Raw genomic sequence first — 16136 nt, forward strand, 5'->3', positions numbered from 1 at the left:
AGAAAATCATATTATTGGAGTCAAAATGAAAAAAACAGATCAAGAATATAAGCAATCATTAAGTGATATAGAGTACCGAGTCACTCGAGAAGCAGCAACTGAGCGACCTTTTACCGGCAAGTACTGGGATCATTGGGACAAGGGTCGCTATCAGTGTGTTTGCTGTGGTACACCACTCTTTTTATCAGAGACCAAGTTCGATGCTGGTTGCGGATGGCCAAGCTATAACGCCCCAGAAGTTGCATCCTCTATTAAAGAAATTCGAGATACTACTCATGGCATGGTTCGCACCGAAGTCCGTTGTGCAAATTGTGATGCCCATTTAGGGCATGTATTTGAGGATGGCCCCATGCCAACTGGATTGCGCTACTGCATTAACTCTGCATCCTTGAGTTTTGAGCCAGGTGCCAACGCCATACCCGTAAAAACTGAAAAATAAATAAATAGCTGGATAATCCTCTTATGAAATTTTTATTCGACCTATTCCCCATCATTCTCTTCTTTGTTGCCTTTAAGCTAGGTGACATATACACAGCGACCATCGTAGCCATGGTTGCCACTATCGGGCAAATTCTTTGGGTCTATTACCGCCATCGCAAGATCGATGCCATGCAATGGATAAGTTTGGTCATGATTGTTGTTTTCGGTAGCCTTACGATCTTCCTGCATGACAAAATGTTTATTCAGCTAAAGCCAACTGCTCTTTACTGGCTTTTTTCAGGAGCTCTATTTATCAGCGCTCAGTTTTTTCAAAAAAATTGGATAAAAGTATTAATGGGAAAGCAGGTAACGCTCAAAGCAGAATCTGCGCATTCAGTTTGGCATAGCCTCAATATGGCTTGGGCAATATTCTTTTTCATCATGGGCACTCTTAATCTTTATATTGCTTTTGAGTACTCAGAAGAAACGTGGGTTAACTTTAAATTATTCGGTAGCACTGGCCTCCTATTGGTTTTTGTCATCCTTCAAGGAGTTTGGCTATCCAAGCATATGGAGCATCCAGGCGAATGAGCATCAATCAACAACGGATTGCCGCTTTCGATGGAGATCTACGCAAAGCTTTTCAGGTACAAGCCTTAAAAATTGAAGATGAAAGTCATCTTCATGCTGGCCATGCGGGCGCAGCTAGTGGCGGCGGGCACTTTCGAGTTGAAATCATCGCCCCAGAGTTTAAGGGTTTGAACCTAGTGGCTCGTCATAGGGCTGTTTATGCTGCCCTGAATCGCCATATTCCCAAGGAAATTCATGCTCTAACCATTGCCGCTCTAGCTCCAGACGAAGTTGCTGTCTAGGGCTACTTTAGAATGGCTCCATTCCTTTTAATTTAATTATCAAAACCATGATCAATAAACGTCAATTACTCTCAATCAGCCTTCTTGGTGCCACTCTTCTATCGACAAATGCAATCGCCCAAAACGCCGTCATTGTCAATGGTAAAGCAATTCCTAAAGCGCAATTAGATAAGCTAGTTCAACGTTCAGGACAGCCCGATAATCCACAAGTACGCGATCAAGCTCGTGAGATGTTGGTGACTCGTGAATTGGTATTGCAGGAAGCTGACAAGCGCGGCGTCATTCAAAATGAAATGGTACGAGAGCAATTAGAACAAGCACGCATGGGAGTTTTGGTGGGTGCCGTATTTGAGGATTATGTTGAAAAAGAAGGTGTTGCTGAGGCTGATCTGAAAGCTGCTTATGAGTCCGCAAAGGCGCAATACAGCGGTAAGGAATATCACGTAGAACATATCTTGGTAGAAAAAGAAGCGGATGCCAAGGCAATCACTGCGCAGCTTAAGGCAGGCGCTAATTTCGAAGATATCGCTAAAGCAAAGTCCCTGGACCCGGGCTCTGCTAAAAATGGCGGCGATCTTGGCTGGGTTAGCGATAAAGCATTAGTACCAGAGTTTTCTAAAGCAATGGTGCAGCTCAAAAATGGGCAAATCACTGATAAGCCTGTGAAATCACAGTTTGGTTGGCACATCATTAAGGTGATTGACTCTCGTGATATTCAAGCCCCAAGTTTTGAAGAAATGAAGGCTCAATTGAAGCAGATGATCATCTCTGATAAGAATTGGCAAAAGGCGAAGTTCTCAGAAATGATGCAAAAACTACGCGCTAAAGCAAAGATTCAATAAAAAACTAATTAGCTCTATCTGGCGGGGTAACGTCGCGGTCTGAGTTTTTGGATCGCCATACCCGCCAGTCCGCAAGCAAATGCGGACATTACGAATACATCTCTTGGTTGAGATGCTTCCCATATCCAGCCAGCACATAAGCCTCCGAGTGTTCCACCAAGACCATAAGAGATGGTAGCCATCAAAGCTTGACCTCTAGCCTGTACCGGGCCTGTGAACCAGCGTTGCAAAAGTTTTGTAGCAGCACTATGGTGTGCAGCAAATGTACCGGCATGCATCAATTGCGCCACAATCAATACGGAAGTAATTGGTAAAAAGGCGATTAAGGCAAATCTCACTACGCCAATTCCAAACGCGGCCTGCAATATCACCTCAGCGTCTAACCTACTCAATACTTTACTTTGAAAGTAAAAGAAAATGACTTCAGCAAAAACTCCTAGAGCCCAAAACAGGCCAATCTGAAATTTGTTGTAGCCAAGGTTTGAAAGATAAAGAGAGTAAAAAACATATAAAGCAGCGTGGGCAAAGATCATAAAAAATCCAGACACTAAAAACCAACGAACATCTGGATTAAAAAGCACAACCAATAACTCCCCTTTCACCATTTTGCGACGCTCCATCTTGGGCTCGTGTAGACAAAAAGTAATAAGAGCTAGGGCAATTAAAACAACGGTGCCAACAATGGGATAAAGCCCAATGCTTTTGCGCTGGAATAACTCTCCTGCAGCAAGGACCATGGCAATAAAGCCAATAGACCCCCAAAGACGTAAGCGTCCGTAACGCTTATCAAAGGAATTATCTTTGTATAAGGCATGAATAGTGGCTGACTCACCAAGCGGCATCAAACTACTCAAAATGGTGTGCAACACAAACATCCAAATAAAAAATCCGATATAGCTGTGCAAGAAATAAATACATAAGAAAACAAGCGCTGCAAGACATGCGCAGAATCGAATAATGCTAATCCGATTAGAAAGATAGTCTGATAGCCAACCCCAAGAAAATGGACCAACAATGCGGGTGATCTGCAACATAGACATCAATGCAGCAATTTCTATAACGCTAAAGCCCCGTTCTAAAAAGAACAAGCTGGCATATGGAGAAACCAACCCAACATAAGCGAAATATAAAAAGAAAAAGGACCCGAAGGCCCAGCGTAGCGAAGGCGTCATCGATTAAGCCAATTAATCGCGCAATGAGCCTGGTTGAGAGGCTGGAATAGATGCGGCATCTGGAACATCAGCACATTGAGCGCGATGGCGTAGAGCATGATCCATTAAAACAAGCGCCAACATTGCTTCAGCAATCGGTGTTGCACGAATACCAACGCAAGGGTCGTGTCTGCCTTTGGTTTGAACTGTAATCGGCTTTCCATCTAAATCAATGGATTGCTTTGGGCTCATGATGCTAGAAGTCGGTTTGATTGCTATAGAAACACGGAGGTCTTGACCGCTGCTAATGCCACCCAGGGTACCCCCAGAATTATTCGTTGCAAAGCCATCAGGATGAAGTTCATCTCCATGCTCGCTACCACGTTGAGACACTGACTTGAAGCCAGCACCAATCTCAACACCCTTCACTGCATTGATACCCATCATGGCATGCGCAATATCGGCATCCAATTTATCAAACAAAGGCTCACCCAGACCCGCAGGCACATTACGAGCTCGTACCTCGATACGTGCCCCACAAGAGTCCCCTGCTTTACGCAAGTCATCCATATAGCCTTCAAGCTGAGGGATGATTTCTGCATTTGCGGCAAAAAATGGATTCTGATCAATCTGAGCAATATCTTTAAATGGAATTTCAAGTTCGCCCAATTGGCTCATGTAGCCATAAAACTCAGTGCCATATTTTTCATGAAGCCATTTTTTTGCAATCGCTGCCGCAGCAACAACGGGCGCTGTTAAGCGAGCCGATGAGCGACCGCCGCCACGGGGATCACGAATGCCATATTTATTTTGATACGCATAATCTGCGTGACCAGGCCTAAAGGTCTGCAAGATGTCGCCATAGTCTTGACTGCGTTGGTCTGTATTACGAATTAATAGCGCAATAGGCGTACCTGTTGTCTTGCCCTCAAAGACGCCAGAAAGGATCTCGACTTTGTCCTCTTCTTTGCGCTGCGTAACGTGACGGGATGTGCCTGGTTTGCGACGATCTAAATCTAGCTGAATATCAGCTTCAGAAAGATTCATGCCTGGTGGGCAACCATCAACCACCGCCCCGATTGCGGGACCGTGGGATTCACCAAAAGTGGTAACAGTAAAAAGGAGGCCTAAAGTATTTCCTGACATATCGACATTATGTCATTTGTCAGTAAATGATGGCTAGAAGCGCCTAGGAAGCCGCTTTTTCAGTATCTTCTGGCCAATCTCGAATATAGGCCTTGAGCATCGTATTTTCGAAGTCCTGGGCTTCCACAACTGATTTTGCTACGTCGTAAAAAGAGATAACGCCCATCAACATCTTTTGATCGACTACCGGTAAATAGCGAGCATGATCTACCAACATCATGCGACGGACCTCATCAATCTCGGTTTCCATATTGCAGGTCAAAGGGGTTTGATTCATCACAGTATTCACTTGAAGACCCTCAAGCTTGCCGTGATGCTTGGCCAAGGCGGCAATGACTTCACGGAAGGTCAGAATGCCAACTAGCTTGTCATACTCCATGACCACCAATGAACCAATGTCGTGCTCACTCATTACTAGCACTGCAGTTTGCAGCGCTGTATCGGGGGCTACTGTAAAAAGGGTGCTTCCCTTGACGCGTAATATGTCACGAACTTTCATTTGGTCTCCGAAAACAATGTATTTATAGATCCAATATAGACTCAAGGTCTCCGCGAATCAAGAGCTTAGGCGCAACTTTTAGTAACGAATAACCCTAATGACACCGCTTCGAATATCCGGCAAATTAGCCACCAATACCGCTCCGGTTAAGGTAATCCACCAGGTCATATAGATCCACGTTAAACCCAAGGGCAAGATCGCAAAAGCGCCATATACCGTCTTATAGAAGGCGGTATTACCCAAGAAAATTGCAAAGCCAAACTTCATTAACTCAAAGGCAAGCGCTGCTACAAGAGCGCCCGCAAAGGCATCTCGCCATAAAATCTTGGCATACGGAAGAATTTTGTAAACCACCGCATAGACCAGAATGGCCAAACAGATTGGGGCAATAGCAGCTACCAATTGAAAGCCAAACGATACCGCGCTGATCCAGCCCTCTGAGGCACTAAATAAGACACCGCTCAAGTAAATTCCAACCCCTAGGAATATTGGGCCCAGAATAGTTGCCGCACTATAAATCACAATTTTTTTATACAAAGGACGTCTTGCAGTGACCTTGAATATTTGATTAAAGGCACCTTCAATTACAGCTAAAGTCATGATTGTTGTAATGATCAGCCCAGCTAAACCTACATAGGTCAGGCCTTTTGCCTGGGATGAAAATTGATCTAAATAGATAAATGCCTGCTGATTAATGCCGCCTGGCATATAAGTATCCAAAAGCCAGGATCTAAAGGTATTTTTAACTTGGATAACGCTTGGGAGGTGACCAATGAGCATGGTGGCTATCGTCACCATGGGCACCATGGATAAAGTCGTCGTAAATGCTAGGCTAGCTGCAATTTGCTTCAAATTTTGACCGCGATTACGCTCCCAGATCTCTTTAGCCAGAGAGAGCCATAATTGGGGGTTACGAATAAGGCGCATCGCCGTATCATAAGAGATCAATATGAGCCAACACGATATTTTAGTTTTGTACTACTCCCGTTATGGTGCAACCAAGGATCTGGCGCGCCTGATTGCCGAGGGAATCGAGAGCGTACCAGGGGTAAATGCCCGCTTGAGAACCGTGCCCCCCATATCTGCGGTTTGTGAAGCTACTGAGGCAGCTGTTCCCCAGGATGGAGCACCTTACGTTGAATATTCAGACCTACAGGAGTGCATTGGCCTTGCCTTGGGGTCTCCTACTCGTTTTGGCAATATGGCAGCGCCGATGAAATACTTTTGGGATGGTAGTTCTTCGGAGTGGTTGAATGGCGCCTTGATTGGTAAACCGGCATGTGTCTTTACGAGTACCGGCAGCATGCATGGTGGTCAAGAGAGCACCCTGCTAACCATGATGATCCCACTGCTGCATCACGGCATGATGCTGATGGGCATTCCTTACAGTGAGCCCGACCTCATGTCTTCAAGTACAGGCGGTAGTCCGTATGGAGTTACCCATCTGGCTCATGCTGATGGACGTGCGCCTATCAGCCCCGAAGAGCAGCGATTAGCAAAAGCACAAGGCAAGCGCCTAGCTGAGGCCGCATTAATGCTTCATCAAAATAAAAGATAATGTATTAAGTATTCATCATGATTAAAAAGTTTCTCGACAAAAATCCTTACCAACTAATAGCAACAGCTGCTTTTATTGATTTATTTATATTATGCGTATGCTGGGAGTGGTTCATCTCCCCTCTGCGACCTGGTGGATCCTGGTTAATCCTGAAAGGAATACCTTTGCTATTCGCTATTCCTGGGATATGGAAAGGTAAGGTTTACACAATGCAGTGGGCCTCAATGTTGATACTGCTATATACAACAGAAGGCTTGGTCCGCATTCTCGAAACAGGTGCCAACTTTTGGCTTGCGCTGCTAGAAACTATTCTCTCGACTATCGGCTTTGCCTGTTTACTCATGTATCTCAAGCCCATCAAAAAAGAAGCTAAGGCCCTGAAGAAGGCGGCTGCGGAGTAAGAATGCAAAACTTCATAGATCAGTTATCTACAGTCCTTGAAACAAAATATATTCTGACTCAAGATGAGGATAAAGCGCCCTACTTAACTGATTGGCGTAAACGCTTTACGGGAAAAGCACTTGCAGTTCTTTTGCCTGGTAATGCTGCTGAAGTAGCAAATATCGTCAAGCTCTGCGCCGCAAGCCAGGTTGCTATAGTCCCTCAAGGTGGTCATACCGGGTTCTGTGGTGGCGCGACCCCCGACAACAGTGGTAAGCAAATCGTCCTCAATCTCAAGCGCATGAATCAGATTCGTGAGATCGATATTGCCAATCAGACCATCACACTTGAGGCTGGATGCATTTTGCAAGCCGTCCAAGAAAAAGCTGCTCAACAAGGATTTTTGTTTCCATTAAGTCTTGGTGCCGAAGGTAGCTGCATGATTGGCGGTAATTTAGCAACCAATGCAGGCGGAACCAATGTGCTGCGCTACGGTAATGCGCGTGATCTCTGTTTGGGCCTCGAAGTTGTTACCGCCACAGGTGAGATTTGGAATGGTATTAAAGGTTTGCGTAAGGACAATACCGGTTACGATTTGCGTGATTTGTTTGTTGGGTCTGAGGGTACTCTTGGGATCATCACTGCTGCAGTCATGAAGTTGTATCCCCTGCCGATCTCTCAATGGACCACCCTAGTTGCATGTGAAACCATCGCATCTTCAATTGCACTTTTAAATCTCTTTCAAAAACGGGCCACCTCATTGCTTACCGGTTTTGAAATGATGACGCAAGAGTCATTGGATTTAAATGAAAAGTACTTTCCTCAAATGGCAAATCCCCTGCAAGGTAATCCACCATTTACCGTGCTGATTGAATTATCAGATCATGAGAGCGAGGAACATGTCAGGCAACTTCTAGAAACCATTTTAGAAGAAGCTTTTGAATCTGGACTGATCAGCGATGCAGTGATCGCCAGCAACTTAAGTCAAGCTAATGCTTTTTGGCATATGCGGGAACACATCACGCTTGCGCAGGCTGAAGAAGGCGCCAATCTAAAGCATGACATTACTATCCCCCTGTCATCGCTTGATAGCTTTATCAAGGAAACCGATGCCTTGATGAGGACAAAATTCCCGGGTGTCAGAATCATCAATTTTGGCCATTTAGGGGATGGAAACCTGCACTACAACATTGCCCCACCCTTGGGAGCGGACCCCAAGACCTTCAATGAAATCCATGAAAAACCTATTCATGAACTTGTATATGCCCAAGTCGAACGCTGTAACGGCTCAATATCGGCAGAACACGGGGTAGGACAGCTTAAATTAGAAGGCTTAAGGGCTCATAAGGGTGAAGTGGCTCACGAGCTCATGAAGACACTCAAAAGAGCTTTAGACCCCCAAAATATCCTTAATCCCCATAAAGTTGTCTCCATTTAAGAAAAACAGCTGCTTTTTTCATAAATATTTTGTAATTCGTGTCATCTCGACCGCTTTTTCATGCGTTGTATAGCCATGGAGGTGACAAATATGTCAACAAGACTCAAACGTTGGGCCCGTGCAATTCAAGAGATCGACTTGTCCAAAAGGACGCCTGAGGTTGCTATTGGCTATTTAGATAGCAAATATCGTGATATCGCTTGGCGATATATCCGCATCCTCGGCTTTGAACGTACGATCAGCTTCATGGCTAGCAATAATTTTCACCCAGAGTGATTATGAAAAAATCCTAAATATTTGATTTATTTAGGATTTTTTGTTTTACAGCTCACTTATTTGGTTGTTTAGCCAAAGAATTCCCTGACTTCTTCCAGTAAAAGCTCGGGAACCTCTTCCGGTATGTAGTGACCACTGGGAACGGCTTTTCCAGCAACATCCTTGGCTATAACACTCCAGTCTTCTATGGGTTTAAAGCACTGGTTTACTAAACCATGCTCACCCCACAACACCTTCAGCGGCATCTTTAGCATCTTGCCTGCAGCACGATCAGAGCGATCGTGCATGAGGTCAATCGTAGCAGCAGCACGGTAATCTTCACACATGGCATGCATGCTTTCTGGATAACTAGCCCCAGCCAAATATTCCGACCATCGATCTGGGGAAAATATCCCCGTGCCCGCATGGCGACCCATATGGTTTTTTAACCAAAACTCTGGATTCGCGCCAATCAATGTTTCTGGTACTGGCTCCGGTTGAATGAGAAAGAACCAATGCCAATATCCCTTAGCAAATTCCATTGTGGTGTTGTCATACATTGTTAATGTTGGAGATATATCTAAGACCATTAAGCGCAAAACACTTTCAGGAAAATCCATTGCGAGGCGATGAGAAACCCTTCCGCCCCTGTCATGTCCAAGCAAGAAGAATTGATTAAAACCTAAACTTGCCATCAGTGCATGCTGATCTGCAGCCATTGATCTTTTTGAATACGTTGAGTGATCACTCTTGCCATGGGGCTTTGATGACGCGCCATACCCCCTCAAGTCAGCAGCAACTACCGTAAAGTTTTTGGCTAACTCAGGAGCTACTTGACTCCAGATAGCTTTCGTTTGGGGGAATCCATGAAGCAACAACAATGGAGGGCCCTTACCACCGATGAGATATGAGATCTCAATAGAACCGTCTTCAGAGTCAGTGGAAAATGTTTTAGATTCAAAGCCAGGAAAAGATACAGACATCATTCACCCAATAAAAAAGAGCCTCCCAGAAGACTCTTGTATTTTAAATATTAACGATTAGCCATAGCCTGAATTTCAGCCACGGTCACATATCCTTTATTGCTTGAGTCAATGTAACTAAAGTGGTCATAAATACGAGGCATACAACCATTGGCCTCTTCACGAGTTAACTTGCCATCATGATTAACATCGCATTTAGCAAATCGTTCAGCAATTTCTTTATCGCGAGACGCATCATCAGCCAGAGCTAACAATGGGATTGCCACGAAGAATGACACGGCAGTAGCGACTATTTTTTTAATGAGTGATTTCATTGCGGTGGCTTATTGACCAGTTGGCACTGGGTTGGCTGATGTTTCCAATGCAGAGCGGACCACTTTCTTAGCCATTGCAACAAATGAATCTGCAGATCCAGCATTAGTTCTGAAGGATTCACCTTGAATAGTAATCAAACCTTCTCCTAATAATTGTTTTGATTGACTATCCGTAATTTTGCTCTCAACTAAGAGCGCTGGTGTTTTAGAATTTATACCGCCAGCATAAGCAGCAGCATTCATTGCCAAACCAATTGGAGTGAAATTCCATGGTTGCAAACTATCGGCCGAACTCTCTGCGCCAGTAATGCCTACTGAAATACGTGCAACTCCGGGGCCTGGCTTATTAACAATCTTGATAGTGCCGCGAGCATTAACAGCCTCAACCATAGATGCCTGTAGGGCAGCTTTAGCCTTATTAATATCATCCATGCTTACTGACTTGGTGGCATTTTGATTTAGGTAAATAGGGTCCAAGATTACAGCGGTGTATACACCAGGGTTCACGCCTGAAATGCGGTATCTCCAGATGCGGGTATCGCTATCGTTACTAGCCATTGGAACTAAGAGATTGTAATCAGGCAAGAAGCCTGACCTAGGCATTGGCTGCGTGGCCAATTTAGGTGCATTGCTACATGCAGCTAAAGTCATTGCTGCAGCAAAAGAAGCTAACAGCACTTTCATTTTATTCATGGCGATTCCGAGTGATTGGTTAAGTTATTTGTAAGACCGTTATTAATAAAGATGATCATACCTATATCAATTTAGTCCGGGGCTGGACAAGGCAAAGTTCCACCCGTCTTTTTATGTATCTGGGGTTTGCATTCAACTTGAATGGGAGTCGTCTGAGTTGATATCACTGGTGCAGACGTTTGAGCATTATTTAATGGTGCTTGCACTGAAGTTGCTGCCGTTGGCGACGAAGCGATTGGATTGCTCACTGCCGGGGCCGGCTTTGCTGGAGCTAAACCAACCTCTCTATAAAAGGCCCTATCCGAACCAGGACAAGGCATTAAAGCACCCGTTTTAGGGTTCATAACATCTTTACATTGGGGGTTAGCTTCAAGACGTGCCTCTAGTTTGGCTGTCGAGCAAGCGGCAACAAGAAGCAAGGAGCAGGAGGCCAAAAAGGAAGCTCTAAGTAAACTGGTATTCATCGGATCATTCTAAGGCAATGTGCGCAAGAAAAAGGGCGAAATAAGCCGCAATTTATAGCATTAGGAATGTGGGGAATTTATGGCCTGCCCAGCACGATTCGAACGTGCGACCTACGCCTTAGAAGGGCGTTGCTCTATCCAGCTGAGCTATGGGCAGTTATGTGCTGGGTATATCTAGAACAATGAGGGAAAGTGGTCGGAGTACAAGGATTCGAACCTTGGACCCCCTGCTCCCAAAGCAGGTGCGCTACCAGGCTGCGCTACACTCCGACGGAATCGATATTCTACACCGAGAGCGCCATTCGAGGCAAATCCTGTAAGATTCATCCCATGGTTGCCTATTTTTCAAGCAAATTTACGAAGCAAATTCATGCTGCGCTTACAGCAGCATTGCTAGTTTTTTGCTTGCTAGGCACCCACTGGGTAGGCCTCTCACATGCCATATCTCACGCTGGCTTCCAAAAGCAAACTATAGAGGCTAATGCATCGAGCAATATTGAAAAGAGCTTCAATCATAGCTCTGATACATGTCATTTGTTTGATGCGCTTTCACTTGCAGGATTTGTACCGAGTAATCACGCAGATGCTGAAGTCATTTTCGTCGGCGCCTCAGATCTACAAAACTCAAGCAATCCTTCGTTACGAAGTTTGGTTGGTAACTCATACCACTCGCGCGCGCCCCCTACTTTCATCCTTTAAAACAAGGCGCTTCATTGCGCACCTCCGTTTTAATTACTCACTATTTATTAGTGAATCTGGATGAATATGAATTATCGTTTTAAACAATTTTCTTGCGCCCACCTAATAGCGCTGGCCTGCATTTTGCTAATAAATCCTGCCTGGTCTCAAAACCAAGCGGAGACCTTACCTCAATTGGATGTCACAGGCGTGCGAGAAGGTGGCCAAGGATTCCTCTCGCCGAATAAAGTATTAGCCGGAGATGAACTTCAAAATAAGCTTTCCGGAACACTAGGAGCAACACTTGCCAATGAGTTGGGAATATCTGCGACGGGTTATGGGGCGGGATCTTCAAGACCAGTTATTCGCGGCCTAGATGGTGCACGTGTGCAGATCCTGCAGAACGGCTTATCAGTTGGTGATGTTTCCAGTATCTCACCAGACCATGCGGTTGCTAGCCCAATGCAAAACACTCACCAAATTGAGATTTTACGAGGAGCTGCCGCCCTACTCTATGGATCTGGCTCTAGCGGCGGACTGGTAAACGTTGTTAACGACCGCATTGTGACGACGATGCCAGATGCAACATCGGGCGCACTCAATACTAGCTATGAAACAGTGAATCAAGGTAAGACTGCCAATATAGAATTAGATGCACCCGCTGGACCTTTAGCGCTCCACTTTGATTCGGCGATTAGCAATTCTAATAACTATCGCATCCCAGGTTTTGCAGAACAAGGCGGGCCAAATGCCAATTGGTCTATTAATCCTGGTCAGCCAGTGAATATTCCTTATAGCGGCAAGTTGCCCTTCTCTTTTAGCAATGAAAATAGCATGGGCTTAGGTGCAAGTTATGTTCGCTCCGATGGATACACCGGCATCTCATTAGAGCGCATGAATCATAACTACGGAATTCCAACTGCAGAAGGTGGCTTTATTCAGCAGTCGCAGAATCGTTACGATTTTGCTCACCAAACTAATGACCCGTTTGATGGCTTTAGCTCAGTCAAAATAAGCGCCGCCAATACCAACTATCAACATACCGAATTTACTAACAATGGGGTTGCCTCCACACAATGGAACAACACTGCCACTGAAGCTAGGTTAGAGTTGGCACACAAAGAATTGCTGGGATCTAAGGGCATAGTAGGCGCGCAAATTACCGGCGCAACTCTGAATGCCACGGATTTATCTACGAATAATTACGCCATTGTTCCGCAGACAAAATCTAATGCAACTGCCCTATTCTTAGTTGAAGAAGGCCGATACGGCCCTTTAAAAACAAGTCTTGGGGCTCGCTATAGCTATACCACCCAAAATCCCAATTCCGGGACACAGTTTCCAAGTGCAAGCAGTCAGGAGTTTGTCCCGACATCTTATGGTCCTCCATCACTACAGAGTAGACAATTTAATTTAATGTCCTATTCAGCTGGTGGAATGTTCGATATTGCCAAAGGTTACGGCATAGGTCTTTCCTATACAGTCTCCCAAAGAGCGCCTTCTGCACAAGAGCTTTACTCCTATGGGCCGCATGATTCAACAGCAACATTTGATATCGGAAATGCAAATCTAAGCACCGAAACATCACACAATCTAGAGCTGAGCTTTCAGAAAAGCTTGGGTTTAATCCGTAGCAAAGCCAGCATTTACAGGAACCAATTTAGCAACTACATCTATGGCTACTACACTGGCGCCTACAGCAAAGCAAATGAAAACTTTTCCGTGGTTCAGGCCACTCAAGCAAATGCCTCTATTCAAGGTGCAGAAGCAGAGCTTAGCTATAACTGGAACGAAACCGGTGTTGGAGGTAGATTGTTTGGGGATGTATCCCAAGGAACATTTGCCTCTGGAGGCAATCTTCCACTTCAACCAGCACCACGTCTAGGCACTGAATTAGCTTACCAACGTAATGGCTGGTTAACAAGCGCTACCTATATTTACAGCTATCAACAAAATAAATTAGCCAGTTGGGAAATTGGTCCTACGCCAAGTTACAACCTAGTGAATGCCAATCTTTCTTATACGGAGCGCATTGGAAAGGTAAATTGGACTGGATATCTAATATTGAAAAATCTCTTGAATGAGGAGATTCGATATGCAACCTCACCGATGGCGGTTAGGCTATATGCTCCGCAACCTGGAAGAAGTTTGATGGTTGGCGTTAGGGCTGCGTTTTAACAAGGCATTAAGCAGTTGGGACTAAGTCAGCAATACTCTTAGCAGCGCTCAAAGCAACATCGCCATTCTGAGTCTCCACCATCACTCGCAGCAGAGGCTCAGTCCCAGAAGCGCGTATTAGAACCCTGCCAATATTTTGGAGTTCAGCCTCAACCTTCGTAATTTGGTTTTTTAGCTTCTCATCCGTTTTCCAGTTGTAACCAGGTTTGAATTTCACATTTAACAGTACCTGCGGGAATACTTTGACGGAGTCCAATAATTGAGCAAGACTTTTTTTGTTTTGACTCATTGCCGCTAACACTTGAAGTGCCGCAATTGTGCCGTCACCTGTGGAGTGCTGGTCCAAGCAAAGCAAGTGACCAGAACCTTCACCACCAATAATCCAACCATTTTGTTTGAGTAATTCCAAAACATAGCGATCGCCTACATTGGCGCGCTCAAAACCAATGCCCAGGTCTTTAATAGCGTTTTCAACTGCAAGATTGGTCATCAGAGTACCTACAGCACCACCAATCTGCTGGCCGCGATCCAAGCGATCTTTTACTAAAACATACAGAAGCTCATCACCATTAAATAAACGACCAGAAGCATCAACCATTTGCAAGCGATCAGCATCACCATCTAAAGCAATGCCTAAATCTGCATTTACTTCCTTAACTTTGGCAATTAAAGCTGCCGGTGCCGTTGCTCCGCAACCATCATTGATATTACGACCATCTGGGCTCACGCCAATTGAAATCACCTCGGCGCCCAACTCATGAAAAACATGAGGAGCTGTATGGTAAGCAGCTCCATTAGCGCAATCGACTACAAGCTTTAATCCCTTGAGATTTAGTTCGCCTGGAAATGCTGATTTACAAAATTCAATATAACGTCCTGCAGCATCATCTAATCGAAAAGCTTTGCCTAGCTCTTTTGAATTTACGCAACCCATGGGCTTTTCCAATTCAGCCTCGATTGCCAACTCAAAATCATCGGACAATTTATCGCCATTTGCAGAAAAGAATTTAATGCCGTTATCTTGATAAGGGTTATGAGAGGCTGAGATTACCAAGCCAGCAGAAAGGCGCAATGCTTTTGTGAGGTAAGCAACGCCAGGAGTTGGAATAGGACCGCAGAGCATCACATCTACTCCAGCAGCAGCAAAACCAGCCTCCAATGCTGCTTCCAATAAATATCCTGATACCCGAGTATCTTTGCCGATGAGAATTTTGCAACGCTCACCCGACTTAGCATCACGTGTTAATACTTTGCCAGCAGCATAGCCAAGGCGAGTCATAAATTCTGGAACAATTGGAAATAGCCCCACTTCTCCTCGAATGCCATCAGTGCCAAAGTATTGTTTTTTCATGAATTTCATTATAAAACTTAGATGCGTCACTAAGTATTTATAGCCTCCCAAAGCTTTAGGGCGTCGACAGTCTCGGCAACATCATGAACTCGGACAATTTGGGCGCCACGATCAGTGGCCATGATTGCTGCGGCAATACTTGGGGCTACACGCTCATTTGTGTCCTTACCAGTTATTTTACCGATCATGGATTTACGTGAAATTCCTGCCAATACAGGAAGACCCAAAGTCGAGAAGTCGGCAAAGTTTGCCAGCATATTGAGGTTATGCTCTAAGCTCTTACCGAAGCCAAATCCCGGATCAATAGCAATGCGGTCCCCACCAATGCCATTGGATAGTAAAAGCTCCGCCCTACTCTGTAAAAACTGCCTTACCTCTGCAATGACGTCCTGATATTCAGGGTTAAATTGCATTGTTAAGGGGTCGCATTGCATGTGCATTAATACAATGCCGCAGTCGCGACTTTCCATCACTGCCTCTAAAGCCCCCGCTTGTCTGAGGGCCCAGATATCATTCACGCAATCTACACCAGCATATAAAGCTTGACGCATCGTCTCTGCTTTATAAGTATCTATTGATAAAGGCACGCCACAATCTTTAAGGGCTTCAATTACCGGAAGTACTCTATCTAGTTCTTCTTGCAGCTCAACAGGCTCAGCACCAGGACGGGTTGATTCACCGCCAATATCAATGAGGTCAACCCCACCTTTAATCATCAATTCCGCCTGCGCAATTGCATCATTAGCGCTTCTGAATTTTCCGCCATCAGAAAAAGAATCTGGGGTTGCGTTTAGGATGCCCATCACTATCGGGCGCTTGCGTTTGGTGAAGTCAAAAAGAAAACGCCCACAACGCCAAGTTGTGGGCATCTCTCGAAGACTTTGAAAACGCATCAAATACTACAGCTAAATAC

At 45.0% G+C, this 16136-nt stretch carries 20 protein-coding genes and 2 tRNA genes; 10 read left to right on the forward strand and 12 right to left on the reverse strand.

Annotated elements, in window-relative coordinates; genetic code table 11:
- The first annotated feature begins 25 nt into the window (after positions 1 to 25).
- From msrB to FD963_RS05685, 4 genes are read left to right on the forward strand one after another with little or no spacing between them, the layout of a single operon-like run.
- Entirely contained in the window at positions 26 to 439 is a 414-nt protein-coding gene (msrB, locus tag FD963_RS05670) for a peptide-methionine (R)-S-oxide reductase MsrB (protein WP_215360984.1), read from the forward strand.
- 23 nt (positions 440 to 462) lie between these two features.
- Entirely contained in the window at positions 463 to 1011 is a 549-nt protein-coding gene (locus FD963_RS05675; RefSeq protein WP_215360987.1) for a septation protein A, read from the forward strand.
- On the forward strand, positions 1008 to 1292 hold the full coding sequence (locus FD963_RS05680; protein WP_215360989.1) for a BolA family transcriptional regulator: 285 nt from the start codon (positions 1008 to 1010) through the stop codon (positions 1290 to 1292). Before FD963_RS05675 ends, FD963_RS05680 begins: the two co-directional genes overlap by 4 nt.
- A 47-nt stretch (positions 1293 to 1339) precedes the next feature.
- Positions 1340 to 2134, forward strand: a complete 795-nt coding sequence (locus tag FD963_RS05685; RefSeq protein WP_215360991.1) for a peptidylprolyl isomerase — start codon at positions 1340 to 1342, stop codon at positions 2132 to 2134.
- 14 nt (positions 2135 to 2148) lie between these two features.
- Here the strand turns inward: FD963_RS05685 and FD963_RS05690 are convergent, their stop codons facing one another.
- From FD963_RS05690 to FD963_RS05705, 4 genes are all read right to left on the reverse strand, one after another.
- A complete protein-coding gene (locus FD963_RS05690; protein ID WP_215360992.1) occupies positions 2149 to 3306 on the reverse strand; it encodes an MFS transporter in 1158 nt (385 codons plus the stop codon).
- 12 nt (positions 3307 to 3318) lie between these two features.
- Positions 3319 to 4431, reverse strand: a complete 1113-nt coding sequence (aroC, locus tag FD963_RS05695) for a chorismate synthase (RefSeq protein WP_215360993.1) — start codon at positions 4429 to 4431, stop codon at positions 3319 to 3321.
- A gap of 43 nt (positions 4432 to 4474) precedes the next feature.
- A complete protein-coding gene (locus FD963_RS05700; RefSeq protein WP_072582442.1) occupies positions 4475 to 4930 on the reverse strand; it encodes a CBS domain-containing protein in 456 nt (151 codons plus the stop codon).
- Positions 4931 to 5008: 78 nt separating this feature from the next.
- Entirely contained in the window at positions 5009 to 5857 is an 849-nt protein-coding gene (locus FD963_RS05705; RefSeq protein ID WP_215360995.1) for a YhjD/YihY/BrkB family envelope integrity protein, read from the reverse strand.
- Positions 5858 to 5879: 22 nt separating this feature from the next.
- Between FD963_RS05705 and wrbA the strand changes: the two genes are divergently transcribed.
- The 4 genes from wrbA (at position 5880) to FD963_RS05725 (ending at position 8583) form a co-directional block, all read left to right on the forward strand.
- The gene (gene wrbA, locus FD963_RS05710) at positions 5880 to 6488 is read left to right on the forward strand and encodes an NAD(P)H:quinone oxidoreductase (protein ID WP_215360999.1); all 609 of its coding nucleotides are present in this window, start codon (positions 5880 to 5882) and stop codon (positions 6486 to 6488) included.
- A gap of 17 nt (positions 6489 to 6505) precedes the next feature.
- Positions 6506 to 6889, forward strand: coding sequence for a DUF2069 domain-containing protein (locus FD963_RS05715; protein WP_215361001.1), 384 nt, complete (start codon positions 6506 to 6508; stop codon positions 6887 to 6889).
- 2 nt (positions 6890 to 6891) lie between these two features.
- Complete coding sequence (locus FD963_RS05720; protein ID WP_215361003.1) at positions 6892 to 8307, forward strand: FAD-binding oxidoreductase; 1416 nt, start codon at positions 6892 to 6894, stop codon at positions 8305 to 8307.
- 90 nt (positions 8308 to 8397) lie between these two features.
- Complete coding sequence (locus FD963_RS05725) at positions 8398 to 8583, forward strand: hypothetical protein (RefSeq protein ID WP_087909997.1); 186 nt, start codon at positions 8398 to 8400, stop codon at positions 8581 to 8583.
- A gap of 68 nt (positions 8584 to 8651) precedes the next feature.
- Here the strand turns inward: FD963_RS05725 and FD963_RS05730 are convergent, their stop codons facing one another.
- From FD963_RS05730 to FD963_RS05755, 6 genes are all read right to left on the reverse strand, one after another.
- Positions 8652 to 9545 (reverse strand): alpha/beta fold hydrolase, encoded by an 894-nt coding sequence (locus tag FD963_RS05730; protein ID WP_215363903.1) that lies wholly within the window; start codon positions 9543 to 9545, stop codon positions 8652 to 8654.
- Between the two features lie 50 nt (positions 9546 to 9595).
- Positions 9596 to 9859, reverse strand: a complete 264-nt coding sequence (locus tag FD963_RS05735) for an EF-hand domain-containing protein (protein ID WP_215361005.1) — start codon at positions 9857 to 9859, stop codon at positions 9596 to 9598.
- A 9-nt stretch (positions 9860 to 9868) separates the two neighbouring features.
- Positions 9869 to 10552, reverse strand: coding sequence for a DUF3313 domain-containing protein (locus FD963_RS05740; RefSeq protein WP_215361007.1), 684 nt, complete (start codon positions 10550 to 10552; stop codon positions 9869 to 9871).
- Between the two features lie 71 nt (positions 10553 to 10623).
- Positions 10624 to 11016 (reverse strand): hypothetical protein, encoded by a 393-nt coding sequence (locus FD963_RS05745; protein ID WP_215361009.1) that lies wholly within the window; start codon positions 11014 to 11016, stop codon positions 10624 to 10626.
- An 80-nt stretch (positions 11017 to 11096) separates the two neighbouring features.
- Positions 11097 to 11173 (reverse strand) — tRNA-Arg (locus FD963_RS05750).
- Between the two features lie 36 nt (positions 11174 to 11209).
- Positions 11210 to 11286 (reverse strand) — tRNA-Pro (locus FD963_RS05755).
- Between the two features lie 60 nt (positions 11287 to 11346).
- On the opposite strand from FD963_RS05755, the gene FD963_RS05760 reads away from it, so the two are divergent.
- Together FD963_RS05760 and FD963_RS05765 are read left to right on the forward strand one after the other, a co-directional pair.
- Positions 11347 to 11715, forward strand: a complete 369-nt coding sequence (locus FD963_RS05760) for a hypothetical protein (protein WP_215361011.1) — start codon at positions 11347 to 11349, stop codon at positions 11713 to 11715.
- A gap of 66 nt (positions 11716 to 11781) precedes the next feature.
- The gene (locus FD963_RS05765) at positions 11782 to 13872 is read left to right on the forward strand and encodes a TonB-dependent receptor (RefSeq protein WP_215361012.1); all 2091 of its coding nucleotides are present in this window, start codon (positions 11782 to 11784) and stop codon (positions 13870 to 13872) included.
- Between the two features lie 7 nt (positions 13873 to 13879).
- On the opposite strand, the gene glmM is transcribed toward FD963_RS05765, so the two are convergent.
- Together glmM and folP are read right to left on the reverse strand one after the other, a co-directional pair.
- Complete coding sequence (gene glmM / locus FD963_RS05770; RefSeq protein ID WP_215361015.1) at positions 13880 to 15223, reverse strand: phosphoglucosamine mutase; 1344 nt, start codon at positions 15221 to 15223, stop codon at positions 13880 to 13882.
- A 29-nt stretch (positions 15224 to 15252) separates the two neighbouring features.
- The gene (folP, locus tag FD963_RS05775; protein WP_215361016.1) at positions 15253 to 16092 is read right to left on the reverse strand and encodes a dihydropteroate synthase; all 840 of its coding nucleotides are present in this window, start codon (positions 16090 to 16092) and stop codon (positions 15253 to 15255) included.
- Positions 16093 to 16136 lie beyond the last annotated feature (44 nt).

The organism is Polynucleobacter sp. JS-JIR-II-50 (genome assembly GCF_018687895.1).
Lineage (GTDB): Bacteria > Pseudomonadota > Gammaproteobacteria > Burkholderiales > Burkholderiaceae > Polynucleobacter.